This is a genomic window from Leifsonia sp. GW821-FHT13C05, from assembly GCF_058806515.1.
Genome location: NZ_JBXAPT010000001.1, coordinates 14343 through 30104, shown reverse-complemented (window position 1 = coordinate 30104; position 15762 = coordinate 14343). Strand labels below are relative to the sequence as shown.

The following is a 15762-nucleotide window of genomic DNA, read 5'->3' as shown; positions in this document are numbered from 1 at the left end:
GATGGCGAGCGCAACCGGAACCGGCCCCACCACTGGCCCCACCCCCACCCGCGCCTCGGCGATCATCGTCGGCACCGGTGTCGCCGGCGCAGCGACCGCGTTCTCCCTCGCCCGTCGCGGCGTCGCGGTGTCCCTGGTCGATGGAGACTTCCCCGGCCAGGCGACCGCGGCGGGCGCCGGCATCATCCAGCCCTGGAGCTCGGCCGCCTCCGGCCCGTTCTACGACCTGTACGCGGCGAGCGCCGACCACTACCCGGAACTCATCTCCCAGCTCGCGGCCGCGGGCGTGCACGACATCGGCTACCGCCGGTCGGGGGCGCTCATCGTCAACCGCGACGCCCACGTGCTCGATGAGATCGAGGCGCGCCTCGCCACCCGGGCCCCGCGGGCGCAGTCCATCGGCGAGGTCTCCCGCATCCCGAACAGTCGCGCCCGCGAGCTGTTTCCACCCCTCGGCGACAGCTTCGACGCGCTGCACATCTCCGGCGGCGCGCGGGTCGACGGCCGTGCTCTGCGCGCTGGGCTCCTCGCCGCGGCGCAGAGTCTCGGGGCGACGATGGTGCCGGGCACCGCATCCATCGTCCCCGTGGATGCGCGCGCACCCATCGCCGCCGAGGATGCGGTCGCACCCGCCGCCCCGGTGGATGCGACCGGCTGGGCCATCGAGGTCGACGGCCGCCGCATCCACGCGGACGCTGTGGTGCTCGCCGCGGGCGCCTGGACCAACCGACTGCTTCAACCGCTCGGCCGCCGCATCCCGGTGGAGCCCCAGCGTGGCCAGATCACCCACCTGCGCGTCGACGGTGCCGACACGCGCTCCTGGCCATCGGTGCACCCGGTGGCGAGCCACTACCTGGTCGCGTTCGACGACGCGCGCGTGGTGGTCGGCGCGACCCGCGAGACCGGCTCGGGGTTCGACCCGCGGGTGACCGCGGAGGGCCAGCGTCAGGTCCTCGCGAACACGCTCTCGGTCGCGCCCGGCCTCGCCGATGCGACCGTCATCGAGACCCGCGTCGGCCTGCGCCCGCTGGCCGACGGCGACCTCCCGGTGGTCGGCGCCCTCCGCGGGCTGGACGGCCTCTTCGTGAACGCCGGCTTCGGCGCGGCGGGCTTGACGATGGGCCCCCTGGTCGGCGAACGCCTCGCCGCCGTGCTCACGGGCGAGGCGGCCGTCCCGGCGACCGGGTTCCTGTCGCCGGTCGACGCAACGGTGTGAGGGGCGTCACCCCAGCTCCCGCCGCATCACCCACCGCTGCGTCGCCCCCGAGTGCGCGTCCGTCGCCTGCACCCGCGAGAACCCGTGCTTTTCGAACAGCTCGACCGTCCCCACGTACCCGCTGATCACATCCACGCGCTCCCCGCCGGTATCCACCGGATACCCTTCCACCATCGCGGCACCGGATGCGCGTGCGTGCTCCACCGCGCCGTCCAGCAGGTCGTGCATCAGCCCGCGCTTGCGGTAGCCACCGCGCACCACGAAGCACACGATGGACCACGGATCGCGGTCCTCGTCGAGGTGCGGGATGGTCCGCGAGTTCATCAGCCGCCGGTACGTGGATTTCGGCGCGACGGAACACCATCCCGCCACCTCGCCGTCGAGATACACGAGCACTCCCGGCCCCGGCTCCGCCGAGCACTCGGACTTCATGTACTCGATCCGTTCGGGCATCCCGAGTCGCGCATCCCGGTACGACATGCACACACACCCGCCACCACCGGGCTTGCGCGGCACCATGAACGTCGCGAAGTCGTCCCAGCGCCCGGTCGCCGGCAGCACCTCTATGGACATGGCAGCACGTTACCCGCCGCCACCGACATCCGGCACCGGACGGGCTAGTACTCGCCCTTGATCACGAAGAACGAGCCGCGGATCGTCCCGGCCAGCTTCGACTTCTGCCTGGCGAACTTGAACTTCTCGGCCAGTTCAGCGGGAACCTCCATGCCGTCGGACAGCTTGAGCCCGACGGCCCGCTTGCCCGCCTCCTCGATCGTGTACATCACGTTGATCGACAGCCCGGACTCGTAGAACACGTACGCCATCCGGATGCCGTCGACCTCGAACGCGGTCGCCTCCAGCGGCCGGGATGCGATGGTGATGTCCCGCTCCTCCTTCAGGATGCGCGTCACCCACGCGAGCGCGTCCGCCGCCTCCCCCGGCTCATCCACCGAGCCGACGGTGAAGTCGTGATCATACTTGTTATGGAAATACCGCGCCTCGTTGGCGCGAAGCCCCGCGAGCGCGTCGGCGACCGGGGAGGACTCCAAGCCAATGGTGGAGACGGTGACGAAGTCGACGGTGTAGGGCATGCGGGGCTCCTTGCGTGTGGTGCTGTGTGTGGGACAACGCTAGCGCGAGCCGGTGGCGTGTCGGCGTGTGTCAGTACAGCCGTTCGAAGACCATCGTCGCCTGAATCCGGTCTCCGCCGCCGAGTCCCTTGCTGCCGGAGGCCGCCGTCGAGATGGTGTGCAGCCGATAACCGAGGGCCGCCTGTTTGTTGATCGTCTTCTCGAGCTCCGTCAGGTTGCCCGACCCCGTACCCCACATCTTCTCCTTCAGGATGACCTGGAGCACGACATAGCTCATCCCCTCCGGAGCCGGCCGCGGGCGACCACCGGCGACGGCATCAGCCTCGATCCGGCCGATCACGCCGCTGATCCCGCCTTCGGGAGGAGGCGGAGACTGAACCTTGTCGGTCCAGGTCTGACCGTCCCACCACCGCATCGTCCCCGACCCGTCGTCGTACCATCCCGCCTGCGCATCAGTCGCCAAAACCTTCGCCTCTCATTCGATGATCTGAGTCGAATTCTGGCGTAAGGGCGAGCGCGCCGGTGCAGGGTGCCAGGGTGTGTCGACGGTCAGAGGATCGCGGCGAGGAGCGGCTGTCAGACGCCTCCCTCGGCGGACCACAGCTCCTCAGCGTCGAGCACCAGATCGATCAGCTGCCGCAGCAGACCCCCCATCGTCGTCGACCTCAGCAGCGTGTACCTGTCGTACTCGCCCAGCGGGGCGATCGCCGCCAGTTGCCACACGGCTTCGACGGGATCCTCCGACAGCTCGATATCGGCATCCGACTGCGGCTCCGCGACGCGCGCGATCGCGCGGCGGACAAGCGCTTCCGCCTCGGTCCGCAGAGGTGCGAGCGCCTCGGACCACTCCAGTTCCGGCAGCATCGAGAGCTCGGCCCGGGGATACGGGTCCTCGTCGACCCAGCGCTCGACCGTGAACCGCCGGGTGCCAACACCGACAATGAGCAGGTCGTCGGCGCCCGCGGCGACGCTCGCCAGGCGCGCCATCGTCCCGACCGATGCGCGCTGGTCGCCACCCCCGGCTTCGGACCCGCGCTCGATGAGGACGACGCCGAACTCGAACCCCGGTTCGTCCTCGTCGAGCAACCGCCCGACCATCCTGAGATAGCGCGGCTCGAACACCCTCAGCGGGATGGGCACGCTCGGGAACAACACGGATCCGAGCGGGAACATCGGTGAGGCGGCCATACTCCAGTGAAGCACCGCAGACGTAGAGTGAACAGGTGTCCAGACCGCGCCCCGAGATCCCAGCCACGGGCCAGGAGTCTGTCTGGGACTACCCGAGGCCGCCGCGCGTCGAGCGCGTCATGGCGCCCGTCACGATCCTTCTGGGCGGGCAGCTCATCGTCGAATCCCGTGACGTCGTCCGGGTGCTCGAAACCAGCCATCCGCCGGTCTACTACATCCCGATCGCGGACTTCGCACCCGGCGCGCTGGCCGACGCCGACGGTTCGTCGTTCTGCGAGTTCAAGGGCACCGCGCGATATCTCGACGTGCGCGGAGGAGGCGAGGTGCGGTCCGCGAGCGCCTGGAACTACCCGCATCCGTCGCCCGGGTTCGAACTGCTCCGCGACCGCGTCGCCGTCTACGCGCAGCAGATGGACGAGTGCACGGTCGACGGCGAGGTCGTCACGCCGCAGCCCGGAGGCTTCTACGGCGGCTGGATCACGAAGGGCGTCGTTGGGCCGTTCAAAGGGGTGCCGGGGTCAGGGGGCTGGTGAACGGTGGGGATTCACACGGTGAAGCCGGTCAGACGTTGAACCTGAACTCCACAACATCCCCATCCTGCATCACGTAGTCTTTCCCCTCCATGCGCGCCTTCCCGCGCGCCCGCGCCTCCGCGACCGACCCGGCATCCACCAGGTCGTCGAAGGAAATCACCTCGGCCTTGATGAAGCCCTTCTCGAAGTCCGTGTGGATCACCCCCGCCGCCTGCGGAGCCTTCCAGCCCTTGCGGATGGTCCAGGCGCGCGACTCTTTCGGGCCGGCGGTGAGGTAGGTCTGCAGGCCGAGCGTGTCGAAGCCGATGCGGGCCAGCTGGTCGAGGCCGCTCTCCGTCTGGCCAGTGGATGCGAGGAGCTCGGCAGCGTCGTCCGCCTCGAGGTCGATGAGTTCGGATTCGAGCTTCGCGTCGAGGAAGACCGCCTGTGCCGGGGCGACGAGCGCGGCCAGTTCGGCGCGGCGGGCGTCGTCGGTGAGGACCGATTCGTCCACGTTGAAGACGTAGATGAAAGGCTTCGCGGTGAGCAGGCCGAGTTCGGCGATCGGCTCGAGGTCGATCTTCGCGCTCGACAGCGGCTTGCCCTCGAAGAGGACCGCGTGCGCTGCCTGCGCGGTTTCGAGGACGACCGGTTCGAGCTTGCGGCCCTTGACCTCTTTCTCGTAGCGGGTGATCGCCTTGTCGAGGGTCTGCAGGTCGGCGAGGATCAGCTCGGTGTTGATGGTCTCCATATCGCCTGCCGCATCCACCTTGCCGGCGACGTGGACCACATCCGGGTCGTCGAATCCGCGGACCACCTGGGCGATCGCGTCGGCCTCGCGGATGTTGGCGAGGAACTTGTTGCCCAGACCTTCGCCCTCACTCGCGCCCTTCACGATGCCCGCGATGTCCACGAAGGACACCGGAGCCGGCAGGATGCGCTCACTGCCGAACACCTCTGCGAGCTTGTCGAGCCGCGGGTCCGGCAGGTTCACCACGCCGACGTTCGGCTCGATCGTGGCGAACGGGTAGTTCGCCGCGAGCACGGTGTTCTTGGTCAGCGCGTTGAAGAGGGTGGACTTTCCCACGTTGGGGAGTCCGACGATTGCGATAGTGAGAGCCACGATCGACCATTCTACGGGGCCGGTCGCCGCCCGGGTCCGCGCCAGCGCTGCATCCGGGCGCCCCAGCGCCTGCGCCGCAGCGCAGCCCGCCCCGCCTCAGCCCGCAAGCACCGCCCGGTAGCACTTCGTGACATACGGCAGCTCGAACGTCTCCCGCCCGGCCAGCTCCGGATGTTCGGCCGCGAGCCTGCGCAGCGACCCGATCACCGCCGCCTGGGTGTCCGCATCCTTGATGATGAAGTAGCTGCGCGACCTCGCCAGGTCGAGCATCCCGTCGACGGTCATCGGCTGCACCCAGCGCACCTCGTGCGTGTCCAGGGGGCCGAACGGGGCGCCGACCACCGGCTCCACCTCGTCGCTCGCATACGCGGCGCCGGTGTCCATCAGCTCGCCGAGCTGCCGCACCCAGTCGACGGACTCGTCGCGGAAATTCCACACCAGCCCGAGCGCCCCTCCCGGCCGCAGCACACGCGCCACCTCGGGCACGGCACGCTCCGGATCCACCCAGTGCCACGCCTGCGCGGACAGCACCAGCCCGGCCGAATCGTCGTCCGCCGGGATGCTCTCCCCCGTCCCCAGCCGCACGCCGACGCCCGGGATGCGCTCCCCCAGCACGCGCAGCATCTCCGGCGACGGGTCGACCGCCGTGACCTCGAACCCGCGCTGCACGACGGCGGAGGTGAGCTTGCCCGTGCCGGCGCCGAGGTCGATCACCGGACCGCTCGCGTCGCCGATCAGCCACGAGACCGCCTCGGCCGGATAGCCGGGGCGCGCCGCGTCGTAGACGTCGGCGGCGAGGTCGAACGAGCGGGCGTGGGCGTCGTGGTCGTTCCGTTCGTACATGCTGCCGATGCTACGCGCGCCGCGACGCCGGATGCGCGGGTGGGCACCGCGCATCCGGACAGTGGATGCGCGCCCTGCACCGCCCATCCGGCCAGTGGATGCGCACCCCGCCACCGCACGCATCCGCGGCACACCGCCCGTGCATCCCGGCGGCGTCGGTGGGCCGTGCGAGCATGTTCCCGTGCCACTGGACTTCACCGCAATCGACTTCGAGACCGCGAACGGGAGTGCGGCGTCCGCCTGCTCCGTCGGGCTGATCAAGGTGCGGGACGGCAAGGTGGTCGACCGGGTGGGGTGGCTGATCCAGCCGCCGATGGGACACGACTTTTTCCAGGAGTGGAACACGCGCATCCACGGCATTCGCGCCGAGGACGTCGTCGGCGCCGCCGGGTGGATCGACCAGCTTCCCGACCTGATCGCCTTCGCGGAGGACGACTACCTCGTCGCCCACAACGCCGGTTTCGACATGGGCGTCATCCGCGCAGCCTGCACCGCCACCGCCGTCGCCTGCCCCGACTACAGCTACCTCTGCAGCCTGCAGGTGGCCCGCAGGACGTACACGCTCGACTCCTACCGCCTCCCGGTCGCCGCGATGGCCGCCGGATTCGAGGACTTCCACCACCACGACGCCCTCGCCGACGCCGAAGCGTGCGCCGCGATCATCGTGCACGCCGCCCGCCGTCACGGCGCGGCCACCATTGACGAGCTCGCCGCGAGCACGGGCTCCCGCCTCGGCCGGATCGGCACCCCGCAGGCCGCCTGACCCTGCCGCGCCGGCCCGCTGGTGCTAATGTCGGACCAACCCATTTGTCCTGACATGATCGAGGTTTCGGTGCCCCAGAGCGACGGCTCCCTCCCGCAGCACCTCTTCATGGACCTCGACCATGCCGGCCCCGTTCCGCTCTACTTCCAGGTGGCCACCCGGATCGAGAACGCCATCGTCGACGGCGAACTGCCCCCGGGATCCCGGCTGGAGAACGAGATCGCGCTCGGCGAGCGCCTCGGCCTGTCACGGCCGACGGTCCGCCGCGCCATCCAGGAACTGGTCGATAAGGGCCTCGTCGTACGCCGCCGCGGCATCGGCACCCAGGTCGTGCACGGCCCGGTCACCCGGAAAGTGGAGCTGACCAGCCTCTACGACGACCTCGCCCGCGATGGCAAGCATCCGGAGACCACCCTGCTGCTGCACGAGGTCATCCCGGCCGGCGCCCGGATAGGGGAACTCCTCAACCTCGACGCATCCAGTCCCGTCCTGCACCTGCGCAGGGTGCGCAGCGCCGACGGCGTGCCCGTCGGCGTGCTCGAGAACTACCTGCCGTCCGACTTCGTCGACATCACCGAGGCCGACCTGGCCGCGCACGGCCTCTACCAGCTGATGCGCGGGCGCGGCACCACCATGCGCGTCGCCCGCCAGCGGATCGGCGCGCGCCGCGCGTCCGCCGAGGAGAGCACGCTGCTGGAGATCGACGAGGGCGGACCGGTGCTCAGCATGGACCGCACCGCCTACGACAACTCCGGCAGGGCCGTCGAGTTCGGCCACCACTGCTACCGCCCCGACCTCTACTCCTTCGAGATCACCCTCGTCGACAAGTAGGCCGCTGGCCGCCGGCGTCCGTCTCCGGCCACCCCCGCCCCGCCGCCGAGATGCCACTAACTGTCGCGAAACGCCCGGGATGCGCGACAGATACTGGCATCTTGTCCGCGCGCCCGATTTCCCTAACAGCCAGCATATTTATCCGCAGTGGTATACATCTGACCACTCCCTTGCTAACACTTCAGAACTGACGTAATAATGTCCTGACAAAGCACCACAACGCAAGGGAGCGCCCGTGTCAGAACCATCAACGTCCACCGCATCGCCCAGAGCAGGAGGCGGGCTGCCGTCGCCAAGCCGCCGCTACCTCCGCACCGTGACCGTCCTGTCCACCTTCGGCGGCCTGCTGTTCGGCTACGACACCGGGGTCATCAGCGGCGCCCTGCCGTTCATGCGGTTCGCCGACGCCGCGCTCACGCCGCTGCAGGAGGGCATCGTCGTGTCGTCGCTCCTCGTCGGTGCCGCGCTCGGATCGTTCGCCGGAGGCCGCATCGCCGACCGCAGAGGCCGGCGCACGCTTCTCCTCTGGCTGGCCGCGGTGTTCTTCGTCGCGGCGGTCGGCTGCGCGGTCGCGCCGAGCATCGCCGTCCTGGTCACCACGCGCTTCGTCCTCGGCATCGCCGTTGGCGGCGCATCCGTGACCGTCCCGCTGTACCTGGCCGAGATGTCGCCCGCCGCACGCCGCGGCCGGCTGGTCACCCAGAACGAGCTGATGATCGTCAGCGGCCAGCTCGCCGCATTCACCGTCAACGCGCTGATCGCGTCCGTCTTCCCCGACAACGACGGCGTCTGGCGCTGGATGCTCGCCGTCGCGTCCATCCCGGCCGTCGTCCTCTACTTCGGGATGCTCGTGCTCCCGGAGAGCCCGCGCTGGCTCATCCTGCACGGCCGCTTCTCCGAGGGACTCGCCGCCCTGCGGCGCGTCCGCGAGGCCGACGAGGCATCGTCCGAGTTCGACGAGATCCAGGCGCACGCCGCCCCGCAGACTCCGGGCACCGCTCCCCGGCGCTCCGCGTTCTCCGAACTGGCCGTGCCGTGGGTGCGCCGCATCTTCCTGATCGGCATCGGTGTCGCGATGGTGCAGCAGCTCACCGGCGTCAATTCGATCATGTACTACGGCGTGCAGATCCTGCAGCTGGCGGGCTTCGACCAGCAGGCCGCGCTGGTCGGCCAGATCGCGAACGGCGTCATCTCGGTGCTCGCCACGTTCGTCGGCATCTGGCTCCTCGGCAAGGTCGGGCGCCGCCCGATGCTGCTCACCGGACTCGTCGGCACGACCGTCTCGCTCCTCCTGGTCGGTGTCTTCTCGAGCGCACTGGACGGCTCCCCCGCCCTTCCGTTCGTGGTGCTCGGCCTCACGATCACGTTCCTGGCGTTCCAGCAGGGCGCCGTGTCGCCGGTCACCTGGCTGATGCTGGCCGAGATCTTCCCCGCGCGCATCCGGGGCTTCGCCTTCGGCCTGGCCGCGCTGGTGCTCTGGCTGACGAACTTCCTGGTCGGCTTCCTGTTTCCGCAGCTGGTGGATGCGCTGGGCATTTCGACCACGTTCTTCCTGTTCTTCGCGGTGGGCATCGGCGGTGTCGTCTTCGTGAAGCTCTGCCTTCCGGAGACCCGCGGCCGTTCCCTCGAAGCCCTCGAACGCGACTTCCAGCTCCGGCGCTGAGCAGCGCGAAACCAGTAACTGCCGCGCATCCCCCCGGATGCGCGGCAGTTACTGGTTTCTCGGTGCTGGGCCGCCTAGGCGTAGAACGCGGGACGCGGCACGTAGCTGACCTCGACCCGCTTCCCGGAGGCCTGCGCGGACACGCCCGCTTCGCAGACGGCGGCGGCGAGGTAGCCGTCCCAGGCGCTCGGTCCGTCGATCGTGCCGCGGCGCACCGCATCCACCCACCGCTGCACCTCGGTGTCGTACGCGCGGGCGAACCGCGTCGTGTACGTCAGGTGCTCGGCCTGCCGGAACGCTCCGTTCACCCACCGGGCGATGCCCGACGTGCGGCCGATCTCGGCGACGCTGCGCTCGAACACGGCATCCGTGGTCACCTGGTAGCCGAACTGGATGTTGACGCTGATCTCCACGTCCGCCAGCACACCGGATGCGGTCTCCAGCAGCACCAGCTGCGGCTCGCGTAGTCCCTCGGGAGCGAGCGAGTTCCGCCGCGGCTTCCGCACCTCGACGGCCGCGATCGGCTCCCCCACCAGCCATGGCACGACGTCGATCTCGTGCACCACGGAATCGGTGATCAGCATGGTCTCGGTGTACCCGGGAGGTGTCGACGGGTTGCGGTGCGCGCAGTGCAGCGCGAGCAGAGCGCCGGCGTCGCCGGAGTCGATGAGGGCCTTCAGCTGCAGGTACTCCTCGTCGAACCGCCGCATGAACCCCACCTGGATGCGCGGACGGCCCGTCTTCTGCTCGGCCTCCAGGATGCGCAGCGACTCTTCGGAGTCCGGCGTCAACGGCTTCTCGCACAGGATGTCCACCCCGGCGTCGAGCGCCGGCAGCAGCACGGATTCGTGGAACGGTCCGGGGGTCGCGATGATGACGGCGTCGATGTCGTCGTGTTCGAGGGCGTCCTCGATGCGGCTGCGCGTGACGGCACCGGGCGCTCCCGCCGCGGCGGCCGCCGCCCGGGTGGCGTCGGGCTCGACGACGGCCGCGACCTCGGCGCCGGTGATGCGCCCGGCGATGCGGCCGATGTGGTCGGAGCCCATGATCCCGGCGCCGACGACGGCGATCCGGAGCGGTTCTGTGGTCATGCTGGTCTCTTTCGGTGGTGCGGTGAGCGGTGTGGGTGGAGCGTGTGTGCCTTCGGCCGCGCGGGCGGGGTCAGTCCTGCCTGGCGTGCCGCGTGCATCCGAAGATGTGGTCGCGGGTGCGCTTCGCGATCGGGTACGGACGCTCGATGTCGGTGCCGTACATGTCCTGCTCGACGATGGCGAAGATGTTCTGGTCGATGGCGCTGACCGCTTCGATGATCGGCGCGAAGTCGGGCACGCCGGCCGGCGGCTCCGTCATGACCCCGCGGGCGACCGCCGTGGCGAACGGCACGTCGTTCTTCAGCACGTCGGCGAGGATGTCGGTGTCCACCTGCTTGAGGTGCAGGTAGCCGATGCGCTCCGGATACGCCCGGATGAGCTTCAGGTTGTCGCCGAGGTAGTAGGAGAAGTGCCCGGTGTCGAGGCACAGGTTCGTGTACGCGGCGTCGGTCTCCGTGAGGAACCGCTCGACCTCGCCGTACGTTCCGACGTGGCTGTCGGCGTGCGAGTGGAACTGCTGGTGCATCCCGAACTCTTCGAGCAGCGCCTTGCCGAGCTTGTCGTGGCCGGCGGCGAGCTTCGCCCACTGCTCGTCGTCGAGCGTGCGGTTCTCGAGTACCTCCTCGGTGGCGTCGCTGCGCCACAGATCCGGGATCACGACGAGGTGCTCTGCGCCGAGCGCGGTGGCGAGTCCGGCGACCTGCAGCGCCTGGTCCCACGCCCGCTGCCACTGGTCCTCCCCCTTGTGGAAGCCGGTGAACACCGTTCCGGCGGACAGCTTCAGTCCGCGCGAGCCGAGTTCGTCCTCCAGCTGATGCGGGTCGGTGGGCAGGTAGCCGTACGGCCCGAGCTCGATCCAGGTGTAGCCGGAGGCGACCACCTCGTCGAGGAAGCGCTGCCACGGAATCTGCTTCGGGTCATCGGCGAACCAGACGCCCCACGAGTCCGGGGCGGTGCCGATCCGCAGGGCGGGGGTGCTGTCTGTCATCGTTCTCCTCGTGCTGCTCGGGATGTTCTGGGAGCGCCTCAGCCGACGTACGGCCGCTGCCGCGCCTTCTGCTCGTCGTACGCATCGCGCGCTGCGCGGGTGCTGTCGAGCTCGGACGCCTCCGCCACTGGCACGTCCCACCAGCCTTCGCCGTCCGGCGAGAACAGCAGGGGGTCGCTGTTGATGTGGATGAGGGTCGGCCCGCTCGCCGCCTTGGCCTGCGCGACCGCCGCCGTGAGGTCGGCGATCGCGTTCGCGCTCGGCTCGACCCGGATCACGTCGACACCGAGGCTGGCGGCGTTCGCGGCGAGGTCGACCGGGAGTGCCGGACCGTCGTCGAACGCGTTCGCCGCGTCGTCGCGGAACCGGTACCGCGTGCCGTAGCGCTGCGATCCGACCGTGTCGCTGAGGTGCCCGATGGAGGCGTAGCCGTGGTTCTGGATGAGCACCACGATGATCTTCACGCCCTCCGCCACCGCGCTCACCAGCTCGGTGTGCATCATCAGGTACGAGCCGTCGCCGACCATCACGATCACGTCGCGGTCGCCTGCGCCACGCTTGGCGCCCATCCCTCCGGCGATCTCGTAGCCCATGCAGGAGAACGCGTACTCGACGTGGTAGCCGAGGTCGTCGCGCACCCGCCACAGCTTGTGCAGGTCGCCCGGCAGCGAGCCGGCGGCGCAGACCACCACATCCCGGGGGTCGCTCGCGGCGTTGACCGCGCCGATGATCTCGGTCTGCGACGGACGGTCGAGCCGGCGGTCGACGAAGCTCTCGTCGACCAGCGCATCCCAGGCCCGCTTCTCTCGCGCGATCTCGTCGCGGTAGCCCGACGGCGTCGCGAAGCCGGCGAGCGCATCGCGGAGGGCGACGAGCGCCTCGCGGGCGTCGGCGATCACGGGAAGCGTCGACCCGTGCTTGTACGCGTCGAACGACGCCACGTTGACGTTGACGAAACGCACCCCGTCCCTGGCGAACGCCGTGCGGGATGCGGTGGTGAAGTCGCTGTAGCGCGTGCCGATCCCGATCACCAGGTCGGCCTGCGCGGCGAGCCGGTTGGCGGCAGACGTGCCGGTGGAGCCGATGCTGCCGAGCGACAGCGGGTGGTCCCAGGCGATCGCGCCTCCCCCGGCCTGCGTGGTGCCGACCGGGATGCCCGTCGCCTCGGCGAACGCCCGCAGCTCGGCGGCCGCGTCGGAGTAGATCACGCCTCCGCCCGCGACGATGATCGGCCGCTCGGCGGCGGCGATGGCCTCGACGGCGCGGGCGAGCGCACCGCGCTCCGGCACGGGGCGGCGCACGTGCCACTCCCGGTCGGCCAGGAACTCCAGCGGGACGTCCAGCGCCTCCGCCTGCACGTCCTCCGGCAGCGCGATGGTGACGGCGCCGGTCTCGACCGGATCGGTCAGCACCCGCATGGCGCCGAGGGCGGCGGAGAACAGCTGCTCGGGACGCACGATCCTGTCGAAGAAGCGCGACAGCGGCTTGAACGCGTCGTTGACGCTCATCGAGGCGTCGTGCGGGAGTTCCAGCTGCTGCAGCACGGGGTCGGCCACGCGGGTGGCGAAGGTGTCGGACGGCAGCAGCAGCACGGGCAGCCGGTTGGTGGTGGCGAGCGCAGCCCCGGTGAGCATGTTGGTCGCGCCGGGCCCGACGGACGCCGCACAGGCGAAGGTTCCCCTCCGCCTCCGCAGGCGTGAGTATCCGACGGCTTCGTGCACCATCGCCTGCTCGTTGCGCGCCTGGTGGTACGGCATCAACGCCGGGTCCTGCACGGAATACTGCTTGAGCGCCTGCCCGATCCCCGCCACGTTGCCGTGCCCGAAGATGCCGAAGGTGCCGGCGATGGTGCGTTCGCGGTGGTCGCCGTCGACGGTCCACTGATGGGCCAGGAACTCGACGATGGCCTGGCTCACGGTCATGCGCTTGGTGCCGCTCACAGGGCTGCTCCTTCGTTGGATGCGGTGGTGGATGCGGGGGTCGCGGTGGGCTCGGGTGCGGTGGATGCGGCGCGATCCGGCAGATACGGAAGCCGCGCATCCATCCCCTCCGCCTCCCAGGTCTGGCGCACCCATCCGTGCGCCGGGTCGTCGGTGATCAGCCAGGAGCGTTCCGCATCCGGGCCGGCCATCACGTTGAGGTAGTAGAGGTCGTAGCCGGGCGCGGCGACAGCCGGCCCGTGGTATCCGTGCGGCACGAGCGCGATGTCCCCGCTGCTCACGCGCGCGTCGATGGCGATCGGCCGCTCCCCCGACGAATACGTCGCGAACACGCCGAACGGCGCAGCGATTGCCGGCGCATCCACCCCGCGCGTCACTGCCGTCTCGAAGTAGTAGATCTCTTCCAGGCGGGATTCGACGGCCGGCCGGTGCTCGTCGTGCTTGTGCGGCGGGTAGGAGGACCAGTTGCCCGCCGGCGTGATCACCTCGCAGGCGATCAGCGTGGCCGCATCCAGGGCCCCGGGCACCCCGAAGTTGTGCACCTGGCGGCTCGACTGTCCTCCGCCGCGCAGCTCGACGGGAACCGCAGACGCCGGAAGGTACGCGGCAGCGCGACGCTCGCCGGCGCCCGCCGCCGTCACCGCCTCGGCCACCGCGACCCGACCGTGCCCGCCGATCGTCGCCGCCGTTCCCGCGCCGAGGTAGAGCACATCCGTCGGACCGTCGAACACCGATGCGCGCCCAGCCAGCCGCTGCGTCGCCCGCTTGGACCCCGGCTCCTCGTACTCGACCGTGAACGAGCCCGCCAGCGGCACGATCATCCGCTCGACGTCGCCCGCGGCGAGCGCGACGGTGCCACCATCGAGGGCGGCGACACGCAGACCGGTGTGCTGCCAGCCCGGGATGCGCGCATCCACCACCGACTCCCAGCCGTCCTCCGCGAGGTCGCCGGGGCCGTAGACCCACTCACTGCCGTTGCGCATCGCTGCTCCTACTTGGTCTGCGGGAATCCGAGGTTGATGCCGCCGTGGCTCGGGTCGAGCCAGCGGCTGGTGACGGCTTTCTCCCTGGTGAAGAAGTCGAAGCCGTGCACACCGTACGCTTTCGCGTCCCCGAACAGCGACTGCTTCCACCCGCCGAACGAGTAGTACGCCACCGGCACGGGGATGGGCACGTTGATCCCGATCATGCCGACCTGCACCTCGTTCTGGAACCGGCGCGCCGCTCCCCCGTCGTTGGTGAAGATCGCCGTGCCGTTTCCGAACGCCCCGGAGTTGATCAGCTCGACGCCCTCCTCGTAGCTGGCGACGCGCACCACCGACAGCACCGGGCCGAAGATCTCCTCGGTGTACACCCGGGAGGTGCGGCTCACCCGGTCGATCAGCGTCGGTCCCAGCCAGAACCCGTCCGCTGCGCCGTCGACCTCGATGCCGCGACCGTCGATGACCACGTCGGCGCCATCCGCGATGGCGACGTCGATGTACGACGCGACCTTGTCGCGGTGCTCGCGCGTGATGAGCGGTCCCATGTCGCAGTTGCGGCGGCCGTCTCCCACGCGCAGGCCGGCCACGCGCTCCTTCACCTTGGCGATGAGGTCGTCGGCGACGGGTTCGACGGCCACGACGACGCTGATCGCCATGCAGCGCTCGCCCGCCGACCCGAAACCGGCGTTGACCGCAGCGTCCGCGACCAGGTCGAGGTCCGCATCCGGGAGCACGAGCATGTGGTTCTTGGCGCCGCCGAGAGCCTGGACGCGCTTGCCGTTCCTGGCAGCGGTCTCGTAGATGTAGCGGGCGATCGGCGTGGACCCGACGAACGAGATGGCCTGCACCTCCGGATGTTCGAGCAGGCCGTCGACGGCGACCTTGTCGCCCTGCAGCACCGTGAAGACGCCGTCCGGCAGTCCCGCCTCGGTGAACAGCTCGGCGAGCCAGACCGCGGCCGACGGGTCCTTCTCGCTCGGCTTGAGCACCACCGCGTTGCCGGCCGCGATGGCCACCGGCAGGAACCAGAGAGGGACCATCGCCGGGAAGTTGAACGGGCTCACGATGCCGACGACGCCGAGCGGCTGCTTGAGCGAGTACACGTCGACCCCGGTCGACACGTTCTCGGAGTGCTCACCCTTGATCAGGTGCGGGAACCCGGTGGCGAGCTCGACCACCTCGAGGCCGCGGGTGATCTCTCCGAGCGCGTCGGAGACGACCTTGCCGTGCTCGCTGGTCACGATGTCCGCAAGGTCGCCCTTGCGGGCGTTCAGCAGCTCGCGGAACGCGAACATGACCTGCTGACGCCGCGCCATCGAGGTGTCGCGCCAGCCGGGGAACGCCGCGGCAGCCGAGTCGATCGCCGCGGCGACCTCCGCCTCGTCCGCAAGACCGACGTGCGCGCTCGGCTGCCCGACCGCCGGATCGTAGACCGGCGCGAGCCGCCCGCTGGTGCTTGGCGTGCGCCGCCCGCCGATGTAGTGCGGGATGACGGGAAGCTCGGTGTCTGACATGGTGCTGGTGCTCCTT

16 protein-coding genes are annotated in these 15762 nt (G+C 70.0%); 5 read left to right on the top strand and 11 right to left on the bottom strand.

Features of this window, described 5'->3' with window-relative positions:
• Position 1: 1 nt before the first annotated feature.
• Positions 2 to 1216 carry an NAD(P)/FAD-dependent oxidoreductase gene (locus AC1ROC_RS00155; RefSeq protein WP_492997327.1) on the top strand — a complete coding sequence of 405 codons (1215 nt, stop codon included), beginning with the start codon at positions 2 to 4 and terminating at the stop codon, positions 1214 to 1216.
• Between the two features lie 6 nt (positions 1217 to 1222).
• Here AC1ROC_RS00155 and AC1ROC_RS00150 read toward each other — a convergent pair whose 3' ends face one another.
• The 4 genes from AC1ROC_RS00150 to AC1ROC_RS00135 form a co-directional block, all read right to left on the bottom strand.
• On the bottom strand, positions 1223 to 1789 hold the full coding sequence (locus AC1ROC_RS00150) for a GNAT family N-acetyltransferase (RefSeq protein WP_492997324.1): 567 nt from the start codon (positions 1787 to 1789) through the stop codon (positions 1223 to 1225).
• Between the two features lie 44 nt (positions 1790 to 1833).
• Positions 1834 to 2307 (bottom strand): DUF8821 family protein, encoded by a 474-nt coding sequence (locus AC1ROC_RS00145; protein WP_434948971.1) that lies wholly within the window; start codon positions 2305 to 2307, stop codon positions 1834 to 1836.
• Between the two features lie 70 nt (positions 2308 to 2377).
• Positions 2378 to 2770: a DUF2510 domain-containing protein gene (locus AC1ROC_RS00140; RefSeq protein WP_492997322.1), complete on the bottom strand. Its 393-nt coding sequence runs from the start codon at positions 2768 to 2770 to the stop codon at positions 2378 to 2380.
• Between the two features lie 113 nt (positions 2771 to 2883).
• Positions 2884 to 3495: an LON peptidase substrate-binding domain-containing protein gene (locus AC1ROC_RS00135; protein ID WP_492997320.1), complete on the bottom strand. Its 612-nt coding sequence runs from the start codon at positions 3493 to 3495 to the stop codon at positions 2884 to 2886.
• A gap of 35 nt (positions 3496 to 3530) precedes the next feature.
• Between AC1ROC_RS00135 and AC1ROC_RS00130 the strand changes: the two genes are divergently transcribed.
• Positions 3531 to 4028, top strand: coding sequence for a DUF427 domain-containing protein (locus tag AC1ROC_RS00130; protein ID WP_492997318.1), 498 nt, complete (start codon positions 3531 to 3533; stop codon positions 4026 to 4028).
• Positions 4029 to 4056: 28 nt separating this feature from the next.
• Here AC1ROC_RS00130 and ychF read toward each other — a convergent pair whose 3' ends face one another.
• Together ychF and AC1ROC_RS00120 are read right to left on the bottom strand one after the other, a co-directional pair.
• Positions 4057 to 5130: a redox-regulated ATPase YchF gene (ychF, locus tag AC1ROC_RS00125; RefSeq protein WP_492997316.1), complete on the bottom strand. Its 1074-nt coding sequence runs from the start codon at positions 5128 to 5130 to the stop codon at positions 4057 to 4059.
• 96 nt (positions 5131 to 5226) lie between these two features.
• Positions 5227 to 5973 carry a class I SAM-dependent methyltransferase gene (locus AC1ROC_RS00120; RefSeq protein ID WP_492997314.1) on the bottom strand — a complete coding sequence of 249 codons (747 nt, stop codon included), beginning with the start codon at positions 5971 to 5973 and terminating at the stop codon, positions 5227 to 5229.
• A gap of 181 nt (positions 5974 to 6154) precedes the next feature.
• On the opposite strand from AC1ROC_RS00120, the gene AC1ROC_RS00115 reads away from it, so the two are divergent.
• The 3 genes from AC1ROC_RS00115 to AC1ROC_RS00105 all read left to right on the top strand — a co-directional run bounded on the left by AC1ROC_RS00115 (position 6155) and on the right by AC1ROC_RS00105 (position 9230).
• Complete coding sequence (locus AC1ROC_RS00115; RefSeq protein ID WP_168689740.1) at positions 6155 to 6736, top strand: exonuclease domain-containing protein; 582 nt, start codon at positions 6155 to 6157, stop codon at positions 6734 to 6736.
• A gap of 54 nt (positions 6737 to 6790) precedes the next feature.
• Positions 6791 to 7567: a GntR family transcriptional regulator gene (locus AC1ROC_RS00110; protein ID WP_085371118.1), complete on the top strand. Its 777-nt coding sequence runs from the start codon at positions 6791 to 6793 to the stop codon at positions 7565 to 7567.
• Between the two features lie 235 nt (positions 7568 to 7802).
• Positions 7803 to 9230 carry a sugar porter family MFS transporter gene (locus tag AC1ROC_RS00105; RefSeq protein WP_492997311.1) on the top strand — a complete coding sequence of 476 codons (1428 nt, stop codon included), beginning with the start codon at positions 7803 to 7805 and terminating at the stop codon, positions 9228 to 9230.
• Between the two features lie 74 nt (positions 9231 to 9304).
• On the opposite strand, the gene AC1ROC_RS00100 is transcribed toward AC1ROC_RS00105, so the two are convergent.
• The 5 genes from AC1ROC_RS00100 to AC1ROC_RS00080 all read right to left on the bottom strand — a co-directional run bounded on the left by AC1ROC_RS00100 (position 9305) and on the right by AC1ROC_RS00080 (position 15746).
• Positions 9305 to 10321 carry a Gfo/Idh/MocA family protein gene (locus tag AC1ROC_RS00100; RefSeq protein ID WP_492997309.1) on the bottom strand — a complete coding sequence of 339 codons (1017 nt, stop codon included), beginning with the start codon at positions 10319 to 10321 and terminating at the stop codon, positions 9305 to 9307.
• Positions 10322 to 10391: 70 nt separating this feature from the next.
• Positions 10392 to 11309: a sugar phosphate isomerase/epimerase family protein gene (locus AC1ROC_RS00095; RefSeq protein ID WP_168689743.1), complete on the bottom strand. Its 918-nt coding sequence runs from the start codon at positions 11307 to 11309 to the stop codon at positions 10392 to 10394.
• A gap of 38 nt (positions 11310 to 11347) precedes the next feature.
• Complete coding sequence (gene iolD / locus AC1ROC_RS00090) at positions 11348 to 13231, bottom strand: 3D-(3,5/4)-trihydroxycyclohexane-1,2-dione acylhydrolase (decyclizing) (protein ID WP_492998885.1); 1884 nt, start codon at positions 13229 to 13231, stop codon at positions 11348 to 11350.
• A 14-nt stretch (positions 13232 to 13245) separates the two neighbouring features.
• Positions 13246 to 14232, bottom strand: a complete 987-nt coding sequence (iolB, locus tag AC1ROC_RS00085) for a 5-deoxy-glucuronate isomerase (RefSeq protein WP_492997306.1) — start codon at positions 14230 to 14232, stop codon at positions 13246 to 13248.
• A gap of 8 nt (positions 14233 to 14240) precedes the next feature.
• Positions 14241 to 15746, bottom strand: coding sequence for a CoA-acylating methylmalonate-semialdehyde dehydrogenase (locus AC1ROC_RS00080; protein ID WP_492997304.1), 1506 nt, complete (start codon positions 15744 to 15746; stop codon positions 14241 to 14243).
• Between the last annotated feature and the right edge of the window lie 16 nt (positions 15747 to 15762).